The 25668-nt window shown below is 63.7% G+C and carries 23 protein-coding genes; 12 read left to right on the top strand and 11 right to left on the bottom strand.

The genetic code is table 11. The features are described 5' to 3' along the window. Window positions 1–71: 71 nt before the first annotated feature. Genes ACIQLF_RS02435 through ACIQLF_RS02420 form a run of 4 tightly spaced genes read right to left on the bottom strand, consistent with a single transcriptional unit; the run spans window position 72 to window position 4877 of the window. A complete protein-coding gene (locus ACIQLF_RS02435) occupies window positions 72–1043 on the bottom strand; it encodes a LysR family transcriptional regulator (RefSeq protein ID WP_400294000.1) in 972 nt (323 codons plus the stop codon). Window positions 1044–1083: 40 nt separating this feature from the next. Next, entirely contained in the window at window positions 1084–2283 is a 1200-nt protein-coding gene (locus ACIQLF_RS02430; protein ID WP_400293999.1) for an acyl-CoA dehydrogenase family protein, read from the bottom strand. Window positions 2284–2295: 12 nt separating this feature from the next. After that, the gene (locus ACIQLF_RS02425) at window positions 2296–3531 is read right to left on the bottom strand and encodes a CaiB/BaiF CoA transferase family protein (protein ID WP_400293998.1); all 1236 of its coding nucleotides are present in this window, start codon (window positions 3529–3531) and stop codon (window positions 2296–2298) included. Continuing rightward, window positions 3528–4877, bottom strand: coding sequence for an MFS transporter (locus ACIQLF_RS02420; protein WP_400293997.1), 1350 nt, complete (start codon window positions 4875–4877; stop codon window positions 3528–3530). The genes ACIQLF_RS02425 and ACIQLF_RS02420 overlap by 4 nt, the downstream gene beginning before the upstream one ends. 378 nt (window positions 4878–5255) lie before the next feature. Between ACIQLF_RS02420 and ACIQLF_RS02415 the strand changes: the two genes are divergently transcribed. The 3 genes from ACIQLF_RS02415 to ACIQLF_RS02405 are packed head-to-tail and all read left to right on the top strand — an operon-like array spanning window position 5256 to window position 6923. Next, window positions 5256–5618 carry a hypothetical protein gene (locus ACIQLF_RS02415; protein WP_400293996.1) on the top strand — a complete coding sequence of 121 codons (363 nt, stop codon included), beginning with the start codon at window positions 5256–5258 and terminating at the stop codon, window positions 5616–5618. 47 nt (window positions 5619–5665) lie between these two features. Next, window positions 5666–6319 carry a VWA domain-containing protein gene (locus ACIQLF_RS02410; protein ID WP_400293995.1) on the top strand — a complete coding sequence of 218 codons (654 nt, stop codon included), beginning with the start codon at window positions 5666–5668 and terminating at the stop codon, window positions 6317–6319. A 1-nt stretch (window position 6320) separates the two neighbouring features. Then, window positions 6321–6923: a dual specificity protein phosphatase family protein gene (locus tag ACIQLF_RS02405; RefSeq protein ID WP_400293994.1), complete on the top strand. Its 603-nt coding sequence runs from the start codon at window positions 6321–6323 to the stop codon at window positions 6921–6923. 67 nt (window positions 6924–6990) lie between these two features. Here the strand turns inward: ACIQLF_RS02405 and ACIQLF_RS02400 are convergent, their stop codons facing one another. The 5 genes from ACIQLF_RS02400 to ACIQLF_RS02380 form a co-directional block, all read right to left on the bottom strand. Continuing rightward, complete coding sequence (locus ACIQLF_RS02400; protein WP_400293993.1) at window positions 6991–8280, bottom strand: hypothetical protein; 1290 nt, start codon at window positions 8278–8280, stop codon at window positions 6991–6993. Between the two features lie 119 nt (window positions 8281–8399). Then, a complete protein-coding gene (locus tag ACIQLF_RS02395; protein WP_400293992.1) occupies window positions 8400–9767 on the bottom strand; it encodes a plasmid pRiA4b ORF-3 family protein in 1368 nt (455 codons plus the stop codon). A gap of 200 nt (window positions 9768–9967) precedes the next feature. Continuing rightward, a complete protein-coding gene (locus ACIQLF_RS02390) occupies window positions 9968–10786 on the bottom strand; it encodes a carbohydrate ABC transporter permease (protein ID WP_400295009.1) in 819 nt (272 codons plus the stop codon). Further along, a complete protein-coding gene (locus ACIQLF_RS02385; RefSeq protein ID WP_400293991.1) occupies window positions 10786–11727 on the bottom strand; it encodes a carbohydrate ABC transporter permease in 942 nt (313 codons plus the stop codon). Before ACIQLF_RS02385 ends, ACIQLF_RS02390 begins: the two co-directional genes overlap by 1 nt. A 4-nt stretch (window positions 11728–11731) precedes the next feature. Continuing rightward, window positions 11732–13039, bottom strand: coding sequence for an ABC transporter substrate-binding protein (locus tag ACIQLF_RS02380; protein ID WP_400293990.1), 1308 nt, complete (start codon window positions 13037–13039; stop codon window positions 11732–11734). 271 nt (window positions 13040–13310) lie between these two features. Between ACIQLF_RS02380 and gcvPA the strand changes: the two genes are divergently transcribed. From gcvPA to ACIQLF_RS02360, 4 genes are all read left to right on the top strand, one after another. Then, window positions 13311–14681: an aminomethyl-transferring glycine dehydrogenase subunit GcvPA gene (gene gcvPA / locus ACIQLF_RS02375; protein ID WP_400293989.1), complete on the top strand. Its 1371-nt coding sequence runs from the start codon at window positions 13311–13313 to the stop codon at window positions 14679–14681. Window positions 14682–14683: 2 nt separating this feature from the next. Then, window positions 14684–16285 (top strand): aminomethyl-transferring glycine dehydrogenase subunit GcvPB, encoded by a 1602-nt coding sequence (gcvPB, locus tag ACIQLF_RS02370; RefSeq protein ID WP_400293988.1) that lies wholly within the window; start codon window positions 14684–14686, stop codon window positions 16283–16285. 823 nt (window positions 16286–17108) lie between these two features. Further along, complete coding sequence (locus ACIQLF_RS02365; protein WP_400293987.1) at window positions 17109–17273, top strand: hypothetical protein; 165 nt, start codon at window positions 17109–17111, stop codon at window positions 17271–17273. Between the two features lie 213 nt (window positions 17274–17486). Further along, the gene (locus ACIQLF_RS02360; RefSeq protein WP_400293986.1) at window positions 17487–17987 is read left to right on the top strand and encodes a DUF805 domain-containing protein; all 501 of its coding nucleotides are present in this window, start codon (window positions 17487–17489) and stop codon (window positions 17985–17987) included. A gap of 393 nt (window positions 17988–18380) precedes the next feature. On the opposite strand, the gene ACIQLF_RS02355 is transcribed toward ACIQLF_RS02360, so the two are convergent. Both ACIQLF_RS02355 and ACIQLF_RS02350 read right to left on the bottom strand, forming a co-directional pair. Continuing rightward, window positions 18381–19139 carry an SDR family NAD(P)-dependent oxidoreductase gene (locus tag ACIQLF_RS02355; RefSeq protein ID WP_400293985.1) on the bottom strand — a complete coding sequence of 253 codons (759 nt, stop codon included), beginning with the start codon at window positions 19137–19139 and terminating at the stop codon, window positions 18381–18383. A gap of 19 nt (window positions 19140–19158) precedes the next feature. Beyond that, window positions 19159–20307, bottom strand: a complete 1149-nt coding sequence (locus tag ACIQLF_RS02350; protein ID WP_400293984.1) for an ATP-NAD kinase family protein — start codon at window positions 20305–20307, stop codon at window positions 19159–19161. A gap of 108 nt (window positions 20308–20415) precedes the next feature. Between ACIQLF_RS02350 and ACIQLF_RS02345 the strand changes: the two genes are divergently transcribed. From ACIQLF_RS02345 to ACIQLF_RS02325, 5 genes are all read left to right on the top strand, one after another. Beyond that, on the top strand, window positions 20416–21081 hold the full coding sequence (locus tag ACIQLF_RS02345; protein ID WP_400293983.1) for a GntR family transcriptional regulator: 666 nt from the start codon (window positions 20416–20418) through the stop codon (window positions 21079–21081). A gap of 235 nt (window positions 21082–21316) precedes the next feature. Then, the gene (locus ACIQLF_RS02340) at window positions 21317–22906 is read left to right on the top strand and encodes an amidohydrolase (protein WP_400293982.1); all 1590 of its coding nucleotides are present in this window, start codon (window positions 21317–21319) and stop codon (window positions 22904–22906) included. Window positions 22907–22921: 15 nt separating this feature from the next. Beyond that, on the top strand, window positions 22922–23881 hold the full coding sequence (locus ACIQLF_RS02335; RefSeq protein ID WP_400293981.1) for an ABC transporter substrate-binding protein: 960 nt from the start codon (window positions 22922–22924) through the stop codon (window positions 23879–23881). A 3-nt stretch (window positions 23882–23884) separates the two neighbouring features. Beyond that, window positions 23885–24859 (top strand): amino acid ABC transporter permease, encoded by a 975-nt coding sequence (locus tag ACIQLF_RS02330; RefSeq protein WP_400293980.1) that lies wholly within the window; start codon window positions 23885–23887, stop codon window positions 24857–24859. Next, window positions 24856–25662 (top strand): amino acid ABC transporter ATP-binding protein, encoded by an 807-nt coding sequence (locus ACIQLF_RS02325; protein ID WP_400293979.1) that lies wholly within the window; start codon window positions 24856–24858, stop codon window positions 25660–25662. The genes ACIQLF_RS02330 and ACIQLF_RS02325 overlap by 4 nt, the downstream gene beginning before the upstream one ends. Window positions 25663–25668: the final 6 nt, after the last annotated feature.

Below are 25668 nucleotides of genomic sequence, written 5' to 3'. Positions count from 1 at the left end.
CAGTTCGTAGTAAGTGTGTGATCCGTCTTCAACGGATATGCCTGTTTATTCGGCTTCGTTCGACGCTTCGTCTAGATCGTCCCGTGAAGAGTCTCGTCGGCCAGCAACGCGGCATTGAGCAGCGGTTCACCCGCGTCTTGATGCTGCTGGATGAGTCCGACCCACCGGTTCAAGGCGGCCTTGCTCTGAAGCACGAAACTCTCCGCCGCGGGATTCAGCGAACCGGCACGGTGCACGATGCCGAACGGGGTGCGAATGGTGGGGGTCGTTTCAACGACGACTGCTCCCAGTTTTTTTGCCAAGACGGCCATCCGGATCGGAAGAAACGCACTGGCGCTGCCATTCAGGACCAGTGCCAGCTGGGCGTGCCGTGTAGGAACATTCGCCCGGATCTTGCCCATGATCGAGTGTTCCTTGAGAGTCTCCGCGACAATGTCGTTTTCCCGGTGCGCCATGTTGCTGACTGCCAAAGGGAGTTCCCGAAGCCCGGAAAGCTGGACCGGTTGGATGTCGGGGAGATCGGTACCCGGTGGCATGACGAGCATGAGACGTTGCACTCCAAAGTGGATTTCCTGAAGGTTTTCCATGGGTATCGGGAACGTCGTGAACCCGATTTCGCAGTGGCCGTTGAGCACTTCTTCGCATAGCTCGTCGACATCCGCATACTCGGTCATGTCGATTCGGATGTCCGGATATTGCTTGGTAAACGATCCACTCCAGGCGGCCACCGCCTCGCTGGACATTTCCGGCATGGTACCGATCGTGATGGAACCGACCGACAGCTCCAAGGCTCCACGCATGATGTCCTTGGTCGAAAGCAACTCGTGGAGGATCCTGCGGGCCGGCTCAACCAAGAGCCGGCCCGCAGAATTCAGAACCAAATTGCGTCCGGTGCGGTGGAACAACTCCAACTTGAGCTCGCGTTCAAGTTGCTTGATTCCCTGGGACAAGGTGGCTTGGGCAACGTGCAGGTGCTGGGCAGCACGGTTGACGCCGTTGTGCTCGATCACTGCCAGGAAATACTCGAGCTGACGGATTTCCATGCTTGCCCCTTGCCTCACATCACCGGATCGATCATTGGGCCTAGACGCGGTAGGTGTTGGGGAGCCGACCATCGATCTTGCCTTGTCGAATCATAGCGACAGCAAGATTCCGCTCGTGAATAGGTGACGAGCCCTCATAGATGCGCAGGGCGCGGACATCGCGCCACATGCGGGGAATCGGGTGGTCACCCACGATGCCCTCGCCGCCGAGCAGCTGCAGGCACTTGTCGGCCACGCGTCCTGCCATTTCCGAGGCGAAGAGCTTTGCTGCCGCGATGCGGTGCCGGGGCACTGTGCCCTCGTCGAAGGTTCGTGCGCCTTCCAGGACCAGGGCCCGGGCGGCCTCGACCTCGGCGAAGCACTCGCCCAGCACGGCCTGGACGGCGCCCAGCTCGGCGAGCGGGGCGCCGAACTGCTCGCGCCCGTTCACGTGGGTGACGGTTTCCTCGAGGATGCGGGTTGCCTGTCCCACGCAGGTCGCCGCGACGTGCAGGCGTGCGTGGTTGATGCCGCGCAGCGCCATGGTGAGACCCTGGCCCATGCCCTGTTCACCGCCGAGCACGTTGGCTTCCGGCACCACCACGTCTTCCAGGATGATCTCGCCAACCGGGGCCTCGGCGTGCCCGTTCATGCGCGAGGGCATCTTGGAGGAGACACCGGGGGCCTTGGAGTCCACGATCAGCGCCGAGATACCCTTGGCGCCGGGGACGGCGGCATCGGTGCGGGCGAAGACCACGTAGGCGTCGGCCCAGCAGGCGTTGGTGATGTAGCGTTTGTGTCCGTTGACGAGGAACGATCCGGCCTGGGCCACGGCCGAGGTGGTCAGCTGGGCCGCATCGGAACCTGCAGCTTCCTCGGTCAGGGCGAAGGCCGTGACGAGTTCACCGGCGGCCATCTTTGGCAGTAGCTCCGAGCGTTGTTCCTCGGTTCCGTGGTCGAGGATTGCCTGGGAACACAGCCCGATAACAGTCGAGAAGCGTGAGCGGTAGACGCAGGAGGCGCGGGTGAATTCGAGGGTCAGCAGGACCTGCTGCTCCATGTTCCATTCAAGCCCGCCGTAGCGGCGCGGGATCGAGATGCCGAACAGCCCGACCTCGGCCATGCGCTTGACCAGTCGCTCGGGGACGGCGCCGGCCTCGACCATCTCGTTCTCGGCCGGTATCAGTTCGTTCTCGGTGAAGTCCGCGATGAGCTTTCGATATGCGTCGAAGGTGTAGTCGTATATCTCTGGGTTGATCATGACAGTCGTTCCTTACTTACTTGTGTGCTGCAACGGGGCGGCTGCGGCAACCGGTGGCAGGGAAACCGCACCGGCCGTGTGTAGCTGTTCAATTTGCAAATCCGTGTAGCCCAAATCGGCAAGGATCCGGGTGTTTTGTGCGCCGACTTCGGGAGCCTCTGCCGAGGACGTTCGGCGCCACCCGTCGAGGGTGAAAGGCGCTCCGGGCGAGGTGAAGTTTCCGTTTGCGGATTCGACCGTGACCATGACCTCGGAGGCGGCCAGGTCCGGGTCCACGGCGATTTCATCGAAGGAGCGGACGGAGCCGCAGACGATTCCATTGGCCAGCATCAGCTCCACCGTCTGGGCCCGGGTGCTCTCCTGCAGGGCGGATCCCAGGGCGGCGAGCAGTTCGCTGCGGTGCTTGACTCGTGCGGGGTTGTCCACGAAGCGCGGATCCGTGATGAACTCTGGGCGCCCGATGACGTTGCAGAGCACCGCCCACTTCTCCGCCGTGTATGCCGAAAGCACGATCATCCCGTCCTTGACGCGCACCAGGTCGGCGGCCGGGGCCGCGTAAGCCTGGCCGTTGCCCTTGCGAACCGCGGGCTTGCCGGTGATCGTGTATTCGCCCCAGGTGGCTGCCTGCATGGCCATGGCCGATTCCAAAAGCGAGGTTTCGACGTGTGCGCCCAGCCCGGTTTTGGTGCGGGTGAAGAGCGCCGCGATGATGCCCGTCGCCAAGGCGTTTGCGGCCGCAACATCCACCACTGCGAATCCGACGCGCTGGGGATCGCCATCGGCTTCACCCGTGGAATGCATCATCCCGAACTCGGCCTGGGCGGCGATATCGAGCCCGGGACGGCTTGCCGACGGGCCGCCGAGGCCGAAGCCCGTGATCGATCCGTAGACCAGTGCCGGGTACTGCTCGCGCAATGTCTCGGCACCCAGTCCCAGGCGTTCTACCGCTCCGGGGCGGAAATTGTGGATCAGGACATCGGTGTCGGCGAGCAGGCGGTGGATGACCAGCCGGGCCTCCGACTTCCGCAGGTCCAAGGCGAGGCTTTCCTTGTCGCGGTTGAAGGCGCGAACCATGGCTTCCCCGAAGACCCCGATGCTGCGGGCCTGGTCACCCAGGACGTTTTCGACCTTGATGACGGTGGCGCCGAGATCGGAGAGGACCTGTCCGGCTCCCGGACCTGCAATGTACTGCCCGAAATCGAGAACCTTGATGCCTGCCAACGGTCCCTGGGTCGATTGCGTGCTCATCGGGTTTCCTGCTTTCGTGCTGCATATACTGCGGTGAGTTCGAGAAGACGGACACGGGCCCGGGCCGGATTGAGCATCAGGCCGCCTGCCACGCCGAAGACGCAGATCGTGATGCCGACGATCAGGAAGCCGTTGGCGTAGCCCTCGGTCGGGGTCGCTGCGGCCTCGACGATGAGTCCCAGCACGTAGGGGGCGACCATGCCTGCGACGGAGTAGGCGGCGACGATACAGCCAAAGAACGATGCACGCTGGTGGGCGGGCAGGAAGTCCGATGCCCCGGCGAAACCGATGGAGAACGCCACCGAGTTGATGGAGAATGCGGCGACCACCAAGACCAGCTGGAGCGGGCCTGGCTGGACCTGCGTGAACATGATCATCGAGACGCCGGCGAAGAGCAGGCAGGCCGCGGTGAGGAAGGAACGTGCCACGCGGGAGGAGTATCCTCGCTTGAGCATGCGGCCCGAGAGTATTCCGGCACCGAGCAGGACCACCACGGCGACGACGTAGGGAATGGTCACCAGTACGCCGACGCTTTGCATCGAGTAGCCAAGGCCCTCGTTCATGAAGGCGGGCAGCCACGAGACTTTAAGCGAGGTGATCAGGTATCCGGCGAACGACAGCAGTGCCAGGCCCCAGAAGCTGGGGATCAACAGCAGGCGGTAGAACGGAACAACGATGTCGCCGTTCGGATCAATCTTTGCGGTCTTTGGTTCGTTGGTGATGATGCGCTTCTTGAACGGAAGGCGGTCGGCGTAGAGGAACCATGCAACGGTCCAAACCATGCTGACGGCCACCAGGAAGATGAACGACGCATGCCAATCCCAGGTCAGGATGATCCAGGTCAGTACCGGCGCGGAGATCAGTGGGCCAAGCGAGGAACCTGCGTTGACCACGGCTCCGGCTGTCGCGCGCTTCTCCGGAGGGAAGAGTTCGTGGACGATCGACTGGCACAGTGCGTGCGCGGGGCCTTCGAAGAATCCGAGGGCAATGCGGCTGGCCAGCAGGACGCCGAACGTGGTCTGCGTGGTCAGCGGCAGCATGGTCAGGATCCAGGTGATCATGAGGATGCCGGCTGCCCAGTTGTACGAGATCTTCCGGAAGACCGCGGTGAGCACCACCGCCCCGACCGCGAAGAGCCAGAAGAATGCGCTGGAAAGCAGGCCGTACTGGCTTGCGCTCAGGTCCATGCTTTCCCTGATCGGCTTGCTGGCCAGTCCGATGGCGGCCTTGTCGGCAAAGTTGAGCATGAAGAAAATCAAGAGCATGACGACGATGCCCCAGTTGCGCCGGCTGCTTGGCGTACTGGTGGTTGCGACACTGCGCTTGGGGATCGCGGTGATGGCCAAGACTGTCTCCTTGAGATGATGGTTGAAGCGGTAAGGTGGGCGTGACTTGAGGCACATGTCCCGACCTCCCTTACAAGTAGAGCTTCAATCCAAGAGCCGTTCAACGGCCAAGTTGCTGTCGCACCGTTCGGTAGAACCGAACGGTGCGGAATCGACGATTACTCGATTTTCGCGGCAAATCCCGTGCGACAAGCATGCTCAGCGCGACTCCTCTTGGGAACCCCGGGTTCTCCACCCCGGACGGCCCTACCGCCAACGAACCAGATCTTTCCAGCCTTCTGGCCCCGCCCGACTTGCTTCGACCCTCGAGGGGCAGCTGCGCAAAAATAATTTGTTCGCACTATTGATGCGTGCTCATAAACTGCGCATGATGTGTTTATGAACAACAAGAAACGCACACCGATCGACGAAGTCCGCCGGCTGCTTTCGGGCATCCCGTCCGATCCGCTGGCTGCAGTCGAACGGCTGGGAGAGGTCCGCGAACTCATCGATACGGCCCTGAACGAGGCAATGGCAGAGGCCACCCTCGAGGGAGCTTCGATCCGTTCGGTGGCCGTCCGCGCCGGGCTTTCGCCCAATGCGGTTCCCCCGCGGCTGGCCCGCACCTCGCAGTTGTCCAGTTACACGGACTCGGTCGGCAAGGTGTCAAGCTCCTCCATCGAGCGGGCCCGCTACGACTCGGAAACCGGGCGCCCCGCGCCCAAGGAACCCATGACCTTCAAACCAAGGCGCTCCAACTAGCAAACGTTCCAGGCAACCAACGCGCCGCTTCCCGAAAGGTACTAGCCATGACCAACAAAGACACCGCCCTGCTCGTCTTCCTGCTTGACCGTTCCGGCTCCATGTACGACATCAAGGAAGACATCGAGGGCGGTCTGAACGCCTACGTCGACAAGCAGCGGGCAGAAGCGGGCACCGCGCTCGCGTCGCTTCACCAGTTCGACAACGTCTATGAGGACGTCTACCTGGACAAGCCCTTGGATGAGATCCCGCGCTTCAATCTGGAACCCCGCGGCTCCACCGCACTGTTCGACTCGATCGCCAGGACCATCACGGCGACGCGCAAGCGCATTGCCGCAATGCCCGCCGAGAAGCGCCCGGGCATCGTGCACCTGAACATCGCCACCGACGGGCTGGAGAATGCCTCCACCAAGTACTCTCGCAGGGCCATCCGAGACATGATCCAAACCCAGGAAGAGGTCGACAAGTGGCTCATCTCCTACATGGGCTGCGACCAAGACGCCATCGAGGTAGGTGCGAGCCTGGGCATCTCCCCCGAGCGTTCCCTGACCTACACCCGGGACACCGCCGCGGAAGCCATGGACGCATACAGCCAGCTGACCAGCACGGCACGCCGGGCCCGTAGCCGCGGGGCCGACCTTGACGAGGTTCTCCTGGGATCGGTCTTCACCGAACGCCAGCGCAAGGCCACGGGCAAGTGACATGCGCGCCGACCTCAATTGGGTGACCGCCGACCTAGCCGTCGGCGGTGACCTGGATCCCGACGACGCCATTGCGCTCGCACAGGTCAATGACATCCTCGACGCAGGCATCACCCACGTGGTCGACCTGCGCATCGAGGACGACGACACCGAGATCTGGAAGGCCGCCGAAATCGCATACCTCTCGGTGGGAACCGCCGATGCCGACGGACACGTGGTGCCCGCGCAGGTCTTCGACAAGGGGGTCCGCTTCGCCCGGCTTGCGGTGCGCGACGGCGGAAGGGTGCTGACCCACTGCCACATGGGGATCAACCGCGGACCATCCATGGGATTCGCGATCCTGCTGGATCGCGGGCACTCCCCCATCGAGGCCTTCGACATGATCCGGGCGGCCAGGCCACAGGCATTCGTCGCCTACGCGCAGGACGCCCTGGCGGCCCATGCCGCCAGGCAGCGGTGCAAGGGCGAGCGCCCCCTCGACTGGGAAGCCGAAGCCAAGGCCTTGGAGCGACACATCCAGGCCGTGCTGACGCCGAGCAAGGTCGGACACATCCGACACATCATGCGCCAGAACCGGATGCGGGATCTGGGGCATTCGGTCTGAATCTACCGCCGCCGGTTGGTCCCGCCACATCAAGCGGGACCGACCGGCGGTTGTTCTGCGCCGGCCATCAACCGTTGACGGCAAGGGCCCGTTCCAGCGCCTTTTCGTCGACGGCGAGCGCGGCGGAGGTGGTCCGCACGAAGACCGCCAGCCAGCCGATGATGGTGCCCACGATGGCCAGCTCAAAGGCCGTCAGGTCGTAGTAGCGAAGCGGGCGCCACAGCAGTCCGGCCCCGGTGATGCCCAGCAGGCAAGCCAGCGTGAACAGGTGGAAGGCAACAGGGAATCCCGGCAGCCAGAATGCGGCGCCCAGGAGCAGCACCGCGATGAATCCGACGGCCAGCCGAGCCAGCCAGGAGTGCACGGGTTCGGCCACGTCAATGGGGACCAACCCGATGCCCATGGTGCAGATCCCTAGTCCCAGCAGGCAGACCCGCACCACCGCCGGGCGCGGCCGCATGAATCGCGCCGGCGGGCGGCCCATGGCCTTGGCATAGTCGTCGTGCAGCCTGGCCATGAGGCCCAGGTCCCGCACGATGAATGCGGTCAGGGTGCTCAGCACCAGCCCGGACACCACCAGGGTGACGTTGAAGCTCCAAAACGAGGTCAGCCCCGATTGCCAGGTTCCAAGGGTCGAGAACATGCCGGTCCACCACAGGGGGTTGTCGGCCGCCAGCATGCTGATGAAGACGCCGGTGGCCAGGAACACCGCCAGCAGCGTGGACAGGCTTTGGGCCGTCAAGCGCGCGGCGGAGGTCAGCGCGATATATGCGGCGATGCCGGCGCATACCCCCACCATGAGGCCGCCCGCGTAGCGGTCGACCGTGAGACCCAGGAACGAATTCTGGAAGATCCGGAAGGTCACCAGCGCCGCCATGACGGAGATCGCCGCATGGATGATCACCAGTGCAACGGCGTTGGTGACTTGCCTGTACAGCGGGAAGCCCTTCAACCACGGTTGCGTGAGGAGAAGGATCCGGAGGTATCCCGTCAGGCTTCCGGACGTCGCGGCGAATCCGGCAACGATGGCCGCGTAGAGGGCCACCGAACCCGCGCCCGCCAGATTCGGGCGGTATCTGGCAAAGCCGATGAAGCCGACGAGCGTTCCCGCCACGGTCCAGGCCAGCCCCAGCCACAGCGCCCAGTTTTCAACGCGCAGGCGGGTTTCCGCCAGCTCCGGGGGACGCTGGTTTTCCGGTTGGATCTCCATGCCTTCGATTCTGCCACCGGTCCCGCCGAATGCGGGCTGGCCCGTAGGCAGCAAACCGGCCCCGGGTTGTTTCCCGGCCCGGGTCTCCAACACCTCGAGTGCCGCGGCGTCGATCTTGGTTCGCCCCTCGGTGAGTGGCTCCTCCACCCGGACGGCTTGGATTCAGTACAAGAGCTGCTTGAATTCGGCCATGGCGCCAGTCGCAAGAATCCGCTCCCGGCCGCGGGACAGGAAATTCGCGTCGGGCATCGGGCCCGTACGGCGTTTCAGGAGCGCAACACGCCCAGGGAGAAGGCACGCTCGAGGTCGGCTGCCCGTCCCTTGTCGCCGTTCTCCAGCGATGCCATCCGGAAGGCCTTCATGATGCAGTTCCACCGTTCACCCACCGAGGGGTAGTAGTCGTCTTCGAGGGGACTGCCGTCGTAGCGGACATAGCCCAACATGCGCAAGCCTTCGTTGATCCGCTTTCGGATCGTTCCGGCATCGGCATCCCCGGCACCGGCGACGGCCAAGGCACACAACATGGTGGCGTCGTAGACGGACCTGTCCCTGGTGGAATTGCGGGCCCGTTTCACCAGGTGCTGCCACAGCTTGTTGGGATCTTTCGCCACCCGCAGGCCGGCTGGCGTGGCCACGAGACTGCGTCCCCTGGCCTTGAGCAATCCAACGTCCATCATCATGGTTCGGAAGGCCAGCAGACTGTAGATGTTGGCTTCGGTCTTGCCGCCGAATTGCACCATGTCTTCATGCTCCCAGCCGATCCCCTCGATCACCCCGGCTAAAGTGGCCGGGGTCAGGTAGCCCGCGGCGGTCAGCGGCAGCCCTTCGCCTTCGCAAGCCCTGATCCACCACGCAATCGACTCCATGGAATGCGGTGCCTCGAGCGGCATCACGCCGACGCCAGGCGAGGAGAACACATCCACCCCCACGCGGTAGAGGGTTTCGGCAAGCGGCACCCGGGCGTGGGCCGGGAGCGTGCCCAGCCAAGCACCCACCACGCTATCGGTTCGAGGTCCTTCCAGTTTGAGCTGCACGCGCATATTGGCTTCGCCCGCATCAAATGCCTCCGAATCCACATTTCCGAAGTAGCCGTCTTGGTCTTTGACCCAATCCAGCAGGTAAGCGCGTTCGGGATCCACCGTTTTGGCACGGCGAAGCTCAAGCAATTCATACCAGCCATGCAATCCACCGCAGTTTTCCAGCGGAACGCGCAAGGCCCCGTCCAGCACCCGGGCGGCCGGAAGCTGGGGGTCAAGCACCCTGCTGGATTCCTCGGTAATGAGGTGCATCCAGCTGTCACCGAGGTCGTATTCGTACCAAAGCTGCCCGCCGGAGCGCTCCAAGGCCTTGGTGAGGCTCACTCCGCTCTCATCCTCCCCCTCCAGCCCCTCGTCGATGCTGTCGGGCATCAGCCAGGTGAGAGGTTTTCCGCGAGGCACTATCGTTCCCCGGATGAACGGGTTGCGATCCATATAGAGGTGCGAGTGGGAGTCGGTCCAACCCAGAGACGCCTGCAGGACATCATGGAAACGCGTCAGCGTCATGGACCCATCCACCTCGATGCGCCGCCAGATCGACGGCTCGGAGCCATGGAGCTGGATGTGCAGCGTGTGTTGGGTACGCAAATTCTTCATGGATTCATTCTGGTGCACCCCAGCCCAATCCAGCGACGCCGGACACCGCCATGACACGGCCGAAAAACTGCAGGCCAAACCTGTGACGGGGCACTCCCCGTCCGGAGACCATATCGTTTTACATGGATACCCAACGTGTACCGTTGCTGTCGACCGGCGCAGGACCCTCCTGGCGCAAAACGACCGTGGAGCATTCCCTGTTACCCCTTGACCGCGCCGCCCATGAGCCCGGAGATGAACTGCTTCTGGAAGAGCAGGAAGACAATGAGCAGCGGCAGCGTCGCCAGCAGCGAGCCGAGCATCAGCCCCGAGTAGTCGACGCGAGACAGTCCCACCATGGTGTTCAGCGCGACCGGCAGCGTGTACTTTTCCTCGCTGTTGAGCATCAGCAGCGGCCAGATGAAGGAGTTCCACTGGCTGATGAAGGTGTAGATCACCAGTGCGGCCAGCTGCGGCCGGGCCACCGGCAGCACGATCCGGTAGAACGTCCTGATCTCGCTGGCGCCGTCGATCCGCGCGGACTCGATCAGGCTGTCCGGGAAATCGAGGAACGCCTGGCGCATCAGGAAGATTCCGAAGGCGTTGGCCAGGAACGGCAGGATGAGCGCCTGGAAGCTGTTGATCCAGCCGACGCTGGCCATCATCTGGAACAGCGGCACCAGCAGCACCTGGCCGGGAATCATCATGGTCAGCAGCACCCCGCCGAGCATGATGCCCCGCCCGCGGAACCTGTACTTGGCCAGCCCGTACCCGCACATCGCGCTGACGATGCAGGAGAACGCCGTGTAGATCACGGCCACCAGCACGCTGTTGAGCATGACCCTGGCAAAGCCGGTCTCTTCCTGCAGCCGGGCCAGGTTGTTCCACAGCTCTCCCCCGGGCAGAAGGGGCATCGGCGTGGCAAAGATCGCCGCCGTGGTGTGGGTCGAGGCGATGACCATCCACAGGAACGGGACCAGGCTGGCGACCGCGCCGAGCAGCAGCAGGACATAGAGCGGGGAGCGGCGAAGGGTCTGCATCACGACTTGTCCCTCATGATTCGGAATTGGATGACGGAGATGACTGCGATGATCGCCACGACCAGCCAGGCGATGGCCGAGGCGTAGCCGAAGTCGAATTGCTGGAAGCCGACCTTGTAGAGGTAGAGCACCGGGGTCAACGTGGCGTTGTTGGGTCCGCCGCCGGTCAGGATGAAGTTCTCGTCGAATAGCTGCAGCGCCCCGATGGTCGAGGTGATGCTGCTGAACAGGATCACCGGGCGCAGCTGCGGCACGACGATCCTCGAGAAGATGGCCCAGCGTCCGGCGCCGTCGATCCGGGCGGCCTCGTACTGCTCGGCGGGGATCGCCTGCAGGCCTGCCAGGATGATGATCATGTTGTATCCGGTCCAGCGCCAGGTGATCGAGGCTATCAGCGCCACCCGCGCCCAGCCCTCGGAGTTGAGCCAGTCGATCGGGTCCATCCCGAACATCCCCAGCACCTGGTTGGCCGCTCCCCCGTCGGTGGCCAGCATGACCCGGAAGACCAGCGAGTAGGCCACCAGCGTGGTCACCGCGGGCAGGAAGTAGATGGCCCGGAAGCCCGTCCGGAAGCGAACCCAGCTCTGGTTCAGGATGTACGCCAGCCCGATCGCGATGCACACCATCAGCGGCACCTGGATCACCAGGATCAAAAAGACGTTGAACAGGCTTTGCGCCACCAGCGGGTCCTCGAGCAGGCGCTGGTACTGGGCCAGTCCCACCCAGCTGGTTTCCCCGCCGGACATCGACTGGAAGCTCTGGATGAACGACGAAACCAACGGGTAGACGAAGAACAAGGCGAACAGGGCGAGCGCCGGCAGGATGAAGAAGTAGCCGGGACGATGGCGGCGGGCGGCCCGCCGCGCCGCATGGCCCGCTGCCGCGCGGGCCGTGGAGCGGCCCTCCTTGGGTGCGGAGGGCCGCGTCAACGTGGTGGTCATGGTGTTACTGCGCGATCTTGCGACCGGTCGCGGTGGCGATCTGCTCGGCGGCCGACTTCAGCTCCGCCGCCGGGTCGGCACCGTTCAGCACGGCGGAGACCACGGCGTTTGCCACGATGTCCCCGGCCTTGGCGCTGTCGCTGTTGGTGGTGCCGGCCGGGATCTTGGCCGTCTGCTCGGCGAAGAGCTGGTAGACCTTCTCGCCGCCGAAGTACTCATGCGGCTCGGCGAAGAGCGGGTCGGCGAAGGCCGGCAGGTAGGACGGGAACAGGCCCTCGTCCTTCATCATCGAGACCTGGTTGTCCTTGTTGGCCAGCACGTACTTGACGAACGACCCGGCCAGCTCGGGGTTCTTGGCCTGGGTGGGAACGGCCAGCGTCGAACCGCCGTTGTTGGAAGTGATTCCGCCTCCGGGTGCGAACGCCGGCAACGGCTGCACGCCGTACTTGCCGGAAAGCTCCGGGGCTTCGCCGGTCAGCGTGCCGATCCACCAGACTGCTTCGGGGTTGACCGCGGACTTGCCGTCCTTGGCTGCGGTGACCTGTCCGTCCCAACCCTTGACGTTGTGCAGCAGGCCCTTTTCGTTCATGGTCTTCATCAATGTCAGCGCCTGCACCGCCTCCGGCGAGTTCAGGTCGATGTCGCCCGCGGCATTGAAGGTGCCCTTGCCCTGCTGCTGGAGCAGCATGGAGAAGATTCCGCCGCCCGACAGGTCGGTGGAGATCAGCGTGTGGCCGGTCTTCTTCTTGATGGCTTCACCGGCCGTCACCAGGTCGCCCCAGGTCTTGATCGAGGCCGGTTCGATGCCCACCTCGGCGAAGTAGTCGGTGCGCACGAACAGCCCGACGGTTCCCGAATCCCACGGCAGGGACAACAGGCGCCCGTCCTTGTCCGAGGACGCCGCGATCTTCGACGGGTCGAAGTCCTTGGTTGCGCCGTCGATGAGTGGTGCCAGGTCGGTGAACCCCTTGGGGAACTGGGTGACGTAGGCCGGCATCCGGTCGGTTTCGACGGTGATGACGTCCGGCAACCCACTGTTGGCCTGCAGGGAAACCGACATCTTGTCGTACGCATTGTCGTACCCGATGTCCACGACCTTGATGGTGGTGCCCGGGTGTTCGGCGGAGTAGGAGGTGGCCAGCCGCTTCAGCGCGGTCGCGGCGACGTCCCAGCTCCAGACGGTGATTTCGCCTGACACCTCGGCGTTCGGCTTGAGCGTCGCGCCACTCTGCGCGGGGACTCCGCCGCCGGCGCAGCCGGTCAACAGGGCGAGTGCAAGGGCCGGTACGGCCAGCTTTGCGAGTTTGATCATTTTGGAGCTCCTTGTCATCAGGAAGACCTCGTTCGTTGACGACACTGTACACAGTATTCAGAACAATTGGGATAGCTTTCTCACTTTTTCCACCAGAACCAAACAAAAGGACCACGGGCCACCTTCGGGCCAAAAGCGGCGTAGGTCACAATTGACTCTCACTTCGAATCCGCATAATGTGCACTGTATACAGAATTTCACCAAAGTTATCCCGCGCTGTGAACTTCGGTTCAGGCACCCGGGTCATGACAAAAGCAGGAGGCGACCTTCCATGCAAAATTCCACAGTTCACCCCTACATTCCCAATACGGTGCCTTCGGTCATCGAGGAAATGCTCGCAGTCACCGGGGCATCCAGTATCGAGGAATTCTACGAGGACATCCCCCCGAGCCTGCGCGTCAAGGGCCTGTTGAACCTGCCTGAGCCGTTCCTTGCCGAGGCAGAGCTGGAAGAGCACGTCACGGGCCTGTTGAACAAGAACCGCAGCACCCGCGAGGTCATCAGCTTCCTGGGCGCCGGCGTGTACAACCACTACGTTCCGTCCGTCGTGGACGAGGTCATCAACCGCAGCGAGTTCCTCACCGCTTACGCGGGCGAACCCTACGAGGACCACGGTCGCTTCCAGGCCCTGTTCGAGTACACCTCCATGATGGCCGAAATGCTCAACATGGACGTGGTCAACGTGCCGACCTACGACGGCATGCAGGCCACCGCCACGGCGCTGGCCATGGCCGGACGCATCACCGGACGCTCGAAGATCATCGTCGCCTCCGACGTGAACCCGGACCTGCTTTCCAAGGTCACCGACTACGTGCGCAGCCACACCGAGCTGGTCTTCGTGCCACCCGTCAACGGCATGGTCGACACCGCCGAACTTGCGGCACACGTCGATGCCGAGACCTCGGCCGTCTGGATCCAGACCCCGAGCTTCCACGGCGTGCTGGAAACCTCCGGCCAGGCCATCGCGGACCTGGCGCACGAGTTCGGTGCGCTCTTGGTCGTGGGCACCGACCCGATCGCCTACGGCAGCCTCACTCCCCCGGCCGACTGGGGAGCTGACATCGTCTGCGGCGACATCCAGTCCCTGGGCATCCACCAGTGGTTCGGCGGCGGACGCGGCGGCTTCATCGCCGTGCACGACGACCCGAAGTTCGTCATGGAGATGCCATCGCGCCTCTTCGGCCTGGCCAGCACCTCCGTCGAGGGCGAGTACGGCTTCGGCGACGTCGCATGGGACCGCACCTCCTTCGCCCTGCGCGAAGAGGGCAAGGAATGGGTCGGCACCGCCGCAGCGCTCTGGGGCATTGCCGCCGGCGTCTACCTGGCCTCGATGGGCCCGACCGGCATGTCCGACCTGGGCAACACCGTCCTGGCACGCACCGCATACGCCCAGCAGCAGCTCGCCGGCATCGACGGCGTTTCGCTGGGCGACTCGGCCGCACACTTCCGCGAATTCGTGCTCGACTTCTCGGCTTCCGGCAAGACCGCGGCCCAGGTTGTCACCGAACTGCGCGCACGCGACATCGAGCCGGGCGTGGTCATCGGCGAAAACAACCTGCTGGTCTGCGTCACCGAACGCATCACCACGGCACACATCGACACCCTGGTCTCCGCCCTCACCGATTTCCTGAAGGAGAAGTAACAATGGCCCTTCCAGTCAGCCCCAAGCCAGCCCACCGCCGGTTCCACCAGGCCCGTTGGGATGAGCCGATCATCTTCGAACTCAGCACCCCGGGCGAGCGCGGCATCCTGGTGTCGCAGGCCGAGCCGGCAGCCCTCGAAGCCCTGGACGGCATCGAGAACCAGCTGTCCTCGCTGCGCCGTTCCAACGCCCCGGCACTTCCCGAACTGGCCCAGATGCGAGTGGTCCGCCACTACCTGCGCATCAGCCAGGAGAACCTGGGCGCCGACTTCAACGTCGACATCGGCCAGGGCACCTGCACCATGAAGTACAGCCCCAAGGTCAACGAGACGATCATCCGCACTCCGAAGCTCTCCGAACTGCACCCGATGCAGGACGAGGCCTCGCTGCAGGGCGTGCTGGAGATCTTCTGGCGCACCGAGCAGGCGATCGCCGAGATCTCCGGCATGCACTCGGTGAGCCTGCAGACCCAGGGCGGCTCCGCCGCGATCTGGGCCAACATCTCCATGATCCGCGCCTTCCACGAGTCCAACGGCGAGGGCGAGGTGCGCGACGAGGTCATCACCACGATCTTCTCCCACCCGTCCAACGCAGCCTGCGCCAAGGCGGCGGGCTTCAAGGTCATCACCCTGATGCCTGACGCCAACGGCTACCCGGACATCGAGGCCCTGCGTGCGGCGGTTTCCCCGCGCACCGCGGCCCTGATGATCACCAACCCGGAAGACACCGGGATCTACAACGACAAGATCCGCGAGTTCGTGGAGATCGTCCACGAGGTCGGCGGCCTGGCTGCCTACGACCAGGCCAACGCCAACGGCATCCTGGGCATCACCCGCGCCTCGGACGCAGGCTTCGACCTGTGCCACTTCAACCTGCACAAGACCTTCTCCACCCCGCACGCCAGCGGTGGCCCAGGCGCAGGCGCCAGCGCCGTCTCGGAGCGGCTTGCCCCGTTCCTGCCCAACCCGCGCATCGAAAAGACCGAGGCCGGCTTCACCGTGAACTACGGCGGCGAGAAGTCCATCGGCAAGGTCGCACCGTTCTTCGGTGTCGCACCGAACGTGGTCCGCGCCTACGCCTGGATCATGGCACTGGGTGCCTCCGGCCTGCGCCAGGTCGCGGAAATCGCCGTGCTGAACAACAACTACCTGCTGGCCCTGGTCCGCCAGATCCCGGGCGCCAGCGCACCGTACGCCGAGGGCAAGCACCGCATCGAGCAGGTCCGCTACTCGTGGCAGGGATTGTTTGAGGACACCGGAATCAGCTCCGAGGAAATCGGCATCCGCATGAGCGACTACGGCATGCACTACTGGACCAGCCACCACCCGTACCTGGTCCCGCAGCCGTTCACGCTTGAGCCGACCGAGTCGTACTCCAAGTCGGAAATCGACGAGTACGTCGCGGTGCTGGCCAAGGTCGCCACCGAGGCCCGGGAGAACCCCGAGCTGGTGCGCACCGCCCCGCACAACCAGACCGTGCACCAGATCGACCACGACGACCTGGACGATCCGGAACGCTGGGCCATCACCTGGCGCGCCTACCAGAAGAAGTACTTCAGCGGCGCCGAGGCGCAGCTGGCTGAAGAGCCCGTCTCGGTGGGCTAACCAGCCTGATTTTTGACGGAAAACCCATGTGGGCTGTCGCCGGATTCCCGGTGGCAGCCCACATGCGTATGGCCGCGACCTGGCTTTCGTTTGTTCGCGACCACGATCGCATTGGTCCTGATAGCGTCGCCCGGCGTACTGCCACTCTTCGGATAGCCAGGCGTTTTGGTTGCATGAAAAGTGCAATCGCACGCGCAACGAACGGGCAACGTTTACGGCGACGTGCGTGAAGCCGTCATCGGCAAGCCGCGTCCCCGTCAACTTGGTGAAGGACCATCCTGCGATGGCCAAGGGCAGCGCGACCGCTCCGGGAACCTTCAAGACCGATATCCGTAGGCCTCCCAGTGGGAACGATCGCTCCCGCCAACAACCCCTGGGCGTGACATCTGACATGGGTACCCACTAGCGGGGCCATCCTTGGATGCGCTGACTAGTAATCCGATGAAGTGTCATACCCCGGTAGTACCTCTTTCGGTTGAATGCCAGAGCCGCACCGGGTGATAGTTTTGGCGGGCAGCTGCGGTGAAGGGCTCTCGACCTTTCACTATTCGTGTTGTCAGTCTCGTGAAGCAGGCAACTCGTCTCCGTACGGTTCTTCATGAGGGGGGAACCACGGGTACCTGCCGCGTGGCCAGACTCAGCACAATCGAGGCCCCGCGGGGTATGACGGGACAGCCGCTACTGCGCACTCCCTGTCATGCCGAATTTCATATTGAGGCCATGTTCGGTTGCAGCCGGTCGCTAGCTCAATTCCCGAGATCTCCTCCGAGCCGGATTCGAGATTCCATAAGGTGCCACAGATGGCAGCCAGAAAGTAGTTAATGTGGATTTCGATTTCACCTTCCGCGAACTTGTTAAGATCGCCTTCTTTGTCTTGATTGCGGTGATTGTTGGATTCATCATTTACTTCGCCGTAGCGATCGCCCCGGAGACAATCAAGGAGTTCCTGAACAACAGGGTGGCGTCAGGGATCAGCATGACGACCTAGCGCGAAGCAAGGATCGCGGCGTCCGAAGCACCTGGCACCGCATTCCTGGCTCTGCCGATGCACCCTGCTGGCCGACATACGACCCTCATCATCTGTGGACTTCAACGCCAAGTGTCGCAATACTTGCAGCGCCGCATGTAGCACCACCCCGTCGACGCCAGGGCTGCGGGTCGAACAATCTGGAAAGAACTCACTTCAACGGAGGAACGCACCATGTCATACCCCGCCAACCCGTATGGGAACCACGACGCTTCAACCGCGCAGGACAGCCTGGATCTGCCCCGTTACGGCGCCAGCTTCGGTGAAGCCGTCAAGCGGTACTTCAAGAAATATGCGACCTTCAGCGGACGCGCCAGCCGCAGCGAGTACTGGTGGGTCGCGCTGTTCAACGCCCTGATCGGGCTCGTCGCGGTGGCCATCATGGCCATGGGCGGCGCATTCAACGTCCCGGTGAACTCCACCGAGATGCCCCCGGGCGCCGTGCCCGGCGTGTTGCTGTTGACCCTCTACGGCCTTGCCACGTTCATCCCCAGCTTGGCGCTGGTCGTGCGCCGCTTCCACGACGGAAACTTCAGCGGCTGGCTGTACCTGCTCGCCCTGGTGCCGTTCTTCGGGTCGCTGGTCGTCCTCATCTTCGTGCTGATGCCGTCCAATCCGGCAGGCGCGCGCTTCGACAAGGGCCACGCATGGCCAGCGGGCCAGCCGACGTCCTAACTTAGAAGCCATTCGAACGAAACACCCACGCAGCCGAAACACGGTTGCGTGGGTGTTTTTCGTTGTGCGGCGCGCTCGCCCGCTCGCTACACGTCAGGTGTATCGGATACAACAGCAGTTCCCCGTCAGGAACCTTGATTTTCCTGATCGATGCAGAAGTGCGCTCACTTCTCGTCGGCAACCGGTTGTGCCACATTGAGCATTGAACGCCACACTTCAAAGTCTCTGCGTCCCGTTTCAACTCGCCAGGGGCTGACCAACAATGAGTTCATCCATAATGGCCGTAGAGCCGGGCTTCACGTGGTGCGACTTGCCCCGCCGGAGACAGAGCAAGAAAAGTCCCGCAGCGCGAAGCCTGGGCTCTGCGCTGCGGGACTTTTCTTGCATTTGTGGTTAGGCGATGCCGCCGCCGTCGACAACCAGGGCCGAACCGGTGACGTAGCTGCTGGCATCGCTGGCAAGCCAGATGACGGCCTCGGCGATTTCCTCGGGGGTGCCCATGCGCTTGAGCGGGCGGTCGTTGGATTCCTCAAGGAAGGCGGCCTCGGCCTGGGACAGCTGGCGGGCTTCCTCGCGCAGCATCGGGGTGTTAGTGTCGCCCGGGTTTACCGAGTTCACGCGGATGTTGTCCGGTCCGTGGTCGATGGCCAGGGCGCGGGTCATGTTCACCACTGCCGCCTTGGACGTGCAGTAGGACAGTGCGTCGCCGCCGCCCTTGAGGCCCCAGCCGGAACCGGTGTTGACGATAGCTCCGCCGCCATCGGCGATCATCAGCGGGATCACGTACTTGGAGAGCAGGAACGGGCCGCGCACGTTGACGCCCATGACCTGGTCCCATTCTTCAAGGGTGGTGTCGATGACGTTGGCGCGGCGGATGATGCCTGCATTGTTGAACAGGACGTTGACGGTGCCGAACTCGGCCGCGGCCGCGGCCACCCCGCGCTTCACGTCTTCATCCAGTGCAACGTTGACGGCCAGACCCAAGGTCTTGACGCCAAATGCCGCGGCTTCGGCGGCAACGGCCTTTGCCGCTTCTTCGTTGATGTCGAAGATCGCAACGTTGGCGCCTTCGGCAGCCATGGCCAGTGCGGTGGCCCGGCCGATGCCGGATCCGCCGCCGGTGACGATTGCAGACTTGTCCTTCAAACGCATGAACTGCTCCTTGTGGTGTTTAGGCTCGAACCTGGGAATCAGCGGTGTTGCTGATGGGATAAATTACTTCGGCTTTCGCCCCGGTAAATACTTTGGTGTAGCCACAGATCGTGGCGTCGAGTTCGGGATGTCCCGAATCAACCCAGAGCGGTCGTCCGCCCAGGGAAATCATTTTTGAGGGCGTGGCAACGATTCTCAGCTCGCTGCGTTGCAGCACGCGGTAGTCGATCTGCTGGTTGCCGCGCCCGATGACGAAACCTTGCTGCCCCAGCGGGGTGACAACGATGGTGGCACCCTCTTCAGGGACCAACGAGTTCAATGTTTCCGCGTCGACGTCCTCGGCAATGAGTTGGCCGTTGCAGACAACGTCGACTCCCAGTCGTGTCAGTTCCAAATCCAGCGCGCTGCCGATGGCCATGGTGGTGCTGCCGGGGCCGAGCACGTAGTGCCGGTCCGGGACCATAGTGGCTGCGAACGCGATGCCCAACGAGCGGGCGGCATTGACGTCGGAGGCTGGGCTGCCGGACTTGCGAGGCTGAAGCCGGCGCGAGTCCGAGGGAACCCGAAGCGTCCCGTAGAGGCTGGGTGTGGCAAGACCCTGGCGCAGTTCGTCTTCGTCGATATCGACGACTTCACGTTCGTCGCTACAACGATTGGGGTTGGCCAGCCAACCCGCAGCCAACGCGCCGGTTTCCGAAGGTGTCAGGCCGAATACGCCCGAGTAGATCTTGACGCCGGCGGGGATGCCAAGCACCGGGACACTGGTTCCGACGGCGTCGAGGATGTCACGCGCTGTGCCGTCTCCCCCGGCAAAGAGCAACAGGTCGACACCTCGGTCCGCCATGTTCCGTGCCATAGATTTGGTGTCTTCGGAACTCGAGGCTCCTGGGTGAACCGCGTCAGAAGCGACAGGCTCGTGAGGAATGCCGGCGTCGAGCGCATCGACGCCCATTTCGCCGGCACCTGCAAGGATTCGCACGGCAACCCGGGATGATTCCAACCCGTCCAATAGCCTGCAGACCGTTTGCCCGGCCCGTTCCGGCGCCAGGGAATCGATCCCCGCGCGCTCGGCCAAATCGCGAATATCCGAGGCGTCACTGCCCTTCTGGGCCAAACGACCGCCGAGGCCGGCGACTGGGTTCACCAGCAAGCCAATCGTCACGTCCATGTGTGAACTTCCTCTCATATTTCTGTATACAGTATACTGAACCCAGTCTCTAGTACAATAGGGGTGATCAAATCCGGTGCTTCATCTATCGAGAACCAGGGGGCGACAGTGGCAATTCAACGCCAATCACTGCGCGAACAGATCGAAACAGAAATCATGAACCGCGTCGGCGCAGGCGAATTCGACATGGGCGAGAGTATCAACGAGGTAACACTCTCGGCGGAACTCGGCGTCAGTCGCACCCCTTTGCGCGAGGCGCTCATTTCACTATCCCAGCAGGGCGTCATCACACGCATTTCCGGCAAGGGCTTCCGCTGGGCCCCCATTAGCGAGCGCGATTTCGCCGAGGCCGTGCAGATCATTGCCGCCCTCGAGTGCCTCGCACTGGCCCTCAGCCCCGCGGAAGAACTGAACGTGATTGCACCACGGATCATGGATGCCGCGAAGGCATTCACGGCCACCGAGGCCCTGGCCGAAGAGGTTAACAGCCACGACGACGACTTCCATGAGCTTTTGCTCTCCAGGTGCCCCAACCGACGGCTTCTCGAGACGATTGCCTCGCACAAGGTTGCCCTGCGGCGCTACGAGAAGTTCTTCGTCGGGGCAAAGGACCGCGTCGAGCGAGCAGCGACCGAGCACTCGGCGATCGCCAAGGCGCTTATCGCGAAGGACCTTACCGCCGCACAGGCGGCACTGACCGCCAACTGGCTCAACAGCACCTCGCGCATCGGCAAGGCCATGGCAAGCAAAGAAGTCACGAAAGTGGCCGTCTAGTACAACGCGCGACAAGGCCGCGGCGGGAATCCCTTAGAGGATTCCCGCCGCGGCTTTTTGCATTCCCCGGCAGGGCCGCCGTCCCACGAACCCCCACGCCAGGTAACAATTGCGGCACTTGTTGAATGGATCACAAAATGCCTTGAACGCAAACTGTATGCGGTATACAGTGCAACGTATTCGATGCACAGGAGCTTCGAATGGCGACAATTCACCGCAAAATTGGGGGGCCTGCATGACGTTCACGGTGTACGAAAATGCCTTTTTCCATACCCTCGACCCGCAGAACCCCACGGCATCCGCCCTGGTAGCGGAAGAGGGCCGGATCCGCTTCCTTGGTTCGGTCGGCGAGGCGCGGGAGTTTGCCCCGCAGGCGCGGCGCATCGATCTGGGCGGGGCTCACGCGATGCCCGGCATGGCCGACAGCCACATCCATACCGCCCAGCTCGCGCTGCGCCAGGCGGAGGTCGACCTCTCCCCCGCCTGCTCATCTTCGGAGGCCGTCGCGCTGGTTGCCCAACGCGTCGCTCAGCTCGATCACGGAGACACCACCAGCTGGATCTTCGGCGGACGCTGGAACCACCGCGGATGGGATCATGCCGAGCTCCCCGATCGCCGTGAACTGGATGCCGCCACGGGAGCCCATCCCACGGCCCTGCACCATTCGGATCTGCACACCTACTGGCTGAACTCAGCGGCACTGGCGTACCTCGGCATCGATGCGGCGACCCCCGACCCGGTAGGCGGAACCATCGTGCGCGACGCATCCGGTTCCGCCACCGGCATCCTGCTCGAAGCCGCCGGATTCAACGCGGGACGGGCTCTGGAGGAGGTCACCCGCGACGACCTTGCGAAACTGCTGCCCTCCGCGCTGCGCACACTGGTCCGTCAGGGCATCACCTCCATCCACGACATCGACGGCATGGATGCCTGGGACGCCTTTTCCGACCTGCATGAACGCGGGGAACTGCCGTTGCGGGTCAACAAGATCATGCCCGTCGCGGTGCTGGACCAAATCATCGAGCAGGGAGTGCGCACCGGGCAGGGCGACCCTTGGCTGCGGCGCGGCGGCGTGAAGATCTTCTCCGACGGCTCCCTCTCATCGGGTACCTGTCTCATGCATGCGCCCTACGGCCATGCCAGCTCCGAGGGCCTGGCCGTCACCGCGCCGGAGGAGCTGAACCGCCTGGTCAAGCAGGCCAACCACAACGGGTTGTCCGCAGCCGTGCACGCCATCGGCGACCGCGCCGTTTCCAACGCCCTGGACGCCTTCGAACAGGCAGCCGGCGGCGGTTCCCCGATGCTGGCCGGCTCCAACCGGATCGAGCATGTCCAGCACATTGCCCGCCGCGACCTGCCCCGGCTCGCCGCCAGCGGCGCGCTGGCCTGCATGCAACCCGCGTCCTGCACCTCGGACATCGAGCTGGTCGACTCCCTGCTGGGCGACCACGACGTGCTTTCCTACGCCTGGGGCAGCATCCTGAACGCGGGCGGGGCAGTCTCCTTCAGTTCCGACGCCCCCGTCGAGGGAACCAACCCCTTCCACGGCCTCCACGCCGGCACCACTCGCCAGCGTCCCAACGGCTTCCCGGCCGGGGGCTGGCAGCCCGAGGAGATCCTGACCCGCTCCCAGGCCCTGCACGCCGCAGCGACCTCGCACACCCGGGCCACCGGGGAACAACACCTCAAGGGCACCCTGGAAACCGGAAAACTGGCGGACTTCATCGTCGTCGACCGCGACCCGGTTTCCTGCCCGCCCCTGGAACTTCACTCGACTTACACATTGATGACAGTCATCGACGGCCGCATCCACTGGTCCGACTAACACAAGGAGAAACACATGAAATCCTTCAAGCAAGGAATGCTTTTCACTGCCGTTCTCACCCTCGGTGCCGCAGCCCTGACCGGATGCGGCGGCCAGTCGCTGGCCGAGGTCCCCTCGGCTTCCGGCGCCGCGGCGGCAGGCGCCTTCAAGAACGCGGCACCGGCAGGCGACCTGGCGGCCGCCCAGATCGCGGCCATCAACGTCGATGCCGACCTCGCGGCCCGCGTCCCCGCCGCCATCAAGACCGGCGGCCTGAAGATCGCGGCGGCCGAGGGCTACCCGCCCATGGAAATGTTCGACACCGACGGCAAGACTATGGTCGGCGTGGACATGTCTCTGGCCCGCGCCATGGGCAACCTGCTGGGGGTCGAGGCCAAGATCAACAACTCGGACGTCTCGGGCATGATGCCCGGCGTCGTTTCGGGCCGCTTCGACCTGCTGATGTCCGGCTTCAACGACACCGCCGAACGCCGCGAAAAGGTCTCCTTCGTCGACTACGCCAAGTCCTCGGGCTCGATCATGGTCGCCAAGGGCAACCCCGAGGGCATCAAGTCCCCGGCGGACCTCTGCGGCGAGACCATGGCGGTGCTCGACAACGGGTACTACATGCAACTGGCCGAAGGGTTCAGCAAGGACTGCGAGGCCAAGAACGAGAAGCCCATCAAGATCCTGGGCTTCGCCAACGACCCCGAGGCCCTGTTGCAGGTGCAGAACGGCCGCGCCGTTGCCGGCCTGAACGACTACCCGGTGGCGGTCTTCCGCGCCAAGGAATCCAACGGGGCGCTGGAGGCCATCGAGATCCCGGGCAGCTCCCTGTTCGGCATCGCGATCGACCCGAAGAACGAGGAACTGGTGAAGCTGGTCCAGGACGCCATGAACAAGCTCATCAAGGACGGCACCTACACCGAGATCCTCGGCGCCTGGGGCCTGGACCAGATGGCGCTTCCCGAGGCCACCGTCAACCAGGGCAAGTAGACAATGACCCAGGAACAAGTCGCCGCACCGCCGAGGCTGGTGGAACAACCCGGGCCCGGAAACACCGTCAGGCTGCGCCACCCGGGACGCCTCGTCGTGGCGCTGCTGTGCATCGCGGGAATCAGCTGGTTCATCTGGGTGCTGGCCACCAATGACCACATCATCTGGGGCGACGTCCTGTACTACCTGACGTTCCCCAAGATCCTGGACGGCGTGCTGGTCACCATCCAGCTCTCCATCCTGGCCACGATCATGGGCCTGGCCATCGGCGTGGCCCTGGCCATCATGAAGCTCTCGGCCAACCCGGTTGCCGTGTGGATCAGCAACCTCTACATCTGGTTCTTCCGCGGCACCCCGGTGCTGGTCCAGCTGATCTTCTGGTTCAACCTGGCCTTCCTGTTCCCGCAGCTGGTCATCAGGATCCCATTCACGAACATCGGCTACATGTGGGACACCAACGTTGTCATGACCGGCTTCACCGCGGCCATGCTGGGCCTGGGCCTGAACCTGGGTGCCTACGCTGCGGAAACCGTGCGCGCGGGCATCCAGGCCGTGGATCCGGGGCAGGCCGAGGCCGCGGCCTCGATCGGCATGAGCCCGTTCAAGCGGATGTGGGTGGTGGTGCTTCCGCAGGCCACGCGCATCATCATCCCGCCGATCGGCAACGAGTTCATTTCCATGCTCAAGACCACCTCGCTGGTCTACGTGGTCGCGGGCAACGACCTGATGACCAACGCCAGCCAGATCTACAAGCAAAACGGAAAGATCATGGAACTGCTGATCGTTGCCAGCATCTGGTACATGGCCATGACAGTCATCGCCACGTACTTCCAGGGCAAGCTTGAAAGGAAGTTCGGCACGGCCGACCGGCCGATCACGGGCAAGCGCCAGAAGTTCTCCAAACCGTTCATTTCCCGCGACAACCTGGCGGTGCTGGGCCAGCGCCTGCGCACCGAACCGCCAAGGAGCACTCCATGACCAGCATGACGACTTCACTCGCGGAGACCGGGACGGACGGGCGCATTCCCCTGGTCCTCGCCGAACAGGTCACCAAGGACTTCGGCAGCCACCAGGTGCTCTCCGGCATCGACTTCTCCGTCGAGGCCGGGGAGGTGGCCTGCATCATCGGCCCGTCGGGCTCGGGCAAGTCCACGTTCCTGCGTTGCCTCAACGCGCTGGAAAAACCCAATGGCGGCCGCATCAGGATCAACGGCGAAGATGTGGGATTCAACTACCGCAAGGGCAAGTTCCACGAATGGAATTCCACGGAGTACGCGAAGTTCCGCCTCAACGTCGGCATGGTCTTCCAGCGCTTCAACCTCTTCGCCAACATGACGGCGCTGGAAAACGTTGCCTGCGGTCCCGCCCGGGTCAAGGGCGAACCCAAGAAGCTGGCACTGGCACGCGCCGAGGAACTCCTGGAGCGCGTTGGGCTGGCTGGCCACGGCCACAAGTACCCCATGAAGCTCTCCGGCGGCCAGCAGCAGCGCGTCGCCATCGCCCGTTCGCTCGCGATGGACCCCCAGGTCATGCTGTTCGACGAACCAACCTCGGCCCTGGATCCCGAGCTGGTCGACGAGGTCCTCGAAGTCATGAAGTCCCTGGCGGTGGGTGGCATGACCATGGTGTTGGTGACCCACGAGATCGGGTTCGCACGAGAGGTCGCGGATTCGCTGGCCTTCATCGACGGCGGCGTCGTGGTGGAAAAGGGCAATCCCCGCGAGCTCATCGCCAACCCGCAACACGAACGGACCCAGCAGTTCCTTTCCAAGGTGCTGTGAGCGACC

It is taken from the genome of Paeniglutamicibacter sp. NPDC091659 (assembly GCF_044756805.1).
Lineage (GTDB): Bacteria > Actinomycetota > Actinomycetes > Actinomycetales > Micrococcaceae > Paeniglutamicibacter.
Note: the sequence above shows the minus strand (reverse complement) of the source record. Positions and strands in the feature narration are given on the sequence as shown.

Bases quoted from the DNA above. Each gene is read 5' to 3' on its own strand.
- ACIQLF_RS02435 (WP_400294000.1), bottom strand. From the start codon at position 1,043: ATGGAAATCCGTCAGCTCGAGTATTTCCTGGCAGTGATCGAGCACAAC.
- ACIQLF_RS02430 (WP_400293999.1), bottom strand. From the start codon at position 2,283: ATGATCAACCCAGAGATATACGACTACACCTTCGACGCATATCGAAAG.
- ACIQLF_RS02425 (WP_400293998.1), bottom strand. From the start codon at position 3,531: ATGAGCACGCAATCGACCCAGGGACCGTTGGCAGGCATCAAGGTTCTC.
- ACIQLF_RS02415 (WP_400293996.1), top strand. From the start codon at position 5,256: ATGAACAACAAGAAACGCACACCGATCGACGAAGTCCGCCGGCTGCTT.
- ACIQLF_RS02410 (WP_400293995.1), top strand. From the start codon at position 5,666: ATGACCAACAAAGACACCGCCCTGCTCGTCTTCCTGCTTGACCGTTCC.
- ACIQLF_RS02405 (WP_400293994.1), top strand. From the start codon at position 6,321: ATGCGCGCCGACCTCAATTGGGTGACCGCCGACCTAGCCGTCGGCGGT.
- ACIQLF_RS02395 (WP_400293992.1), bottom strand. From the start codon at position 9,767: ATGAAGAATTTGCGTACCCAACACACGCTGCACATCCAGCTCCATGGC.
- ACIQLF_RS02390 (WP_400295009.1), bottom strand. From the start codon at position 10,786: ATGCAGACCCTTCGCCGCTCCCCGCTCTATGTCCTGCTGCTGCTCGGC.
- ACIQLF_RS02385 (WP_400293991.1), bottom strand. From the start codon at position 11,727: ATGACCACCACGTTGACGCGGCCCTCCGCACCCAAGGAGGGCCGCTCC.
- ACIQLF_RS02380 (WP_400293990.1), bottom strand. From the start codon at position 13,039: ATGATCAAACTCGCAAAGCTGGCCGTACCGGCCCTTGCACTCGCCCTG.
- gcvPA (WP_400293989.1), top strand. From the start codon at position 13,311: ATGCAAAATTCCACAGTTCACCCCTACATTCCCAATACGGTGCCTTCG.
- gcvPB (WP_400293988.1), top strand. From the start codon at position 14,684: ATGGCCCTTCCAGTCAGCCCCAAGCCAGCCCACCGCCGGTTCCACCAG.
- ACIQLF_RS02360 (WP_400293986.1), top strand. From the start codon at position 17,487: ATGTCATACCCCGCCAACCCGTATGGGAACCACGACGCTTCAACCGCG.
- ACIQLF_RS02355 (WP_400293985.1), bottom strand. From the start codon at position 19,139: ATGCGTTTGAAGGACAAGTCTGCAATCGTCACCGGCGGCGGATCCGGC.
- ACIQLF_RS02350 (WP_400293984.1), bottom strand. From the start codon at position 20,307: ATGGACGTGACGATTGGCTTGCTGGTGAACCCAGTCGCCGGCCTCGGC.
- ACIQLF_RS02340 (WP_400293982.1), top strand. From the start codon at position 21,317: ATGACGTTCACGGTGTACGAAAATGCCTTTTTCCATACCCTCGACCCG.
- ACIQLF_RS02335 (WP_400293981.1), top strand. From the start codon at position 22,922: ATGAAATCCTTCAAGCAAGGAATGCTTTTCACTGCCGTTCTCACCCTC.
- ACIQLF_RS02330 (WP_400293980.1), top strand. From the start codon at position 23,885: ATGACCCAGGAACAAGTCGCCGCACCGCCGAGGCTGGTGGAACAACCC.
- ACIQLF_RS02325 (WP_400293979.1), top strand. From the start codon at position 24,856: ATGACCAGCATGACGACTTCACTCGCGGAGACCGGGACGGACGGGCGC.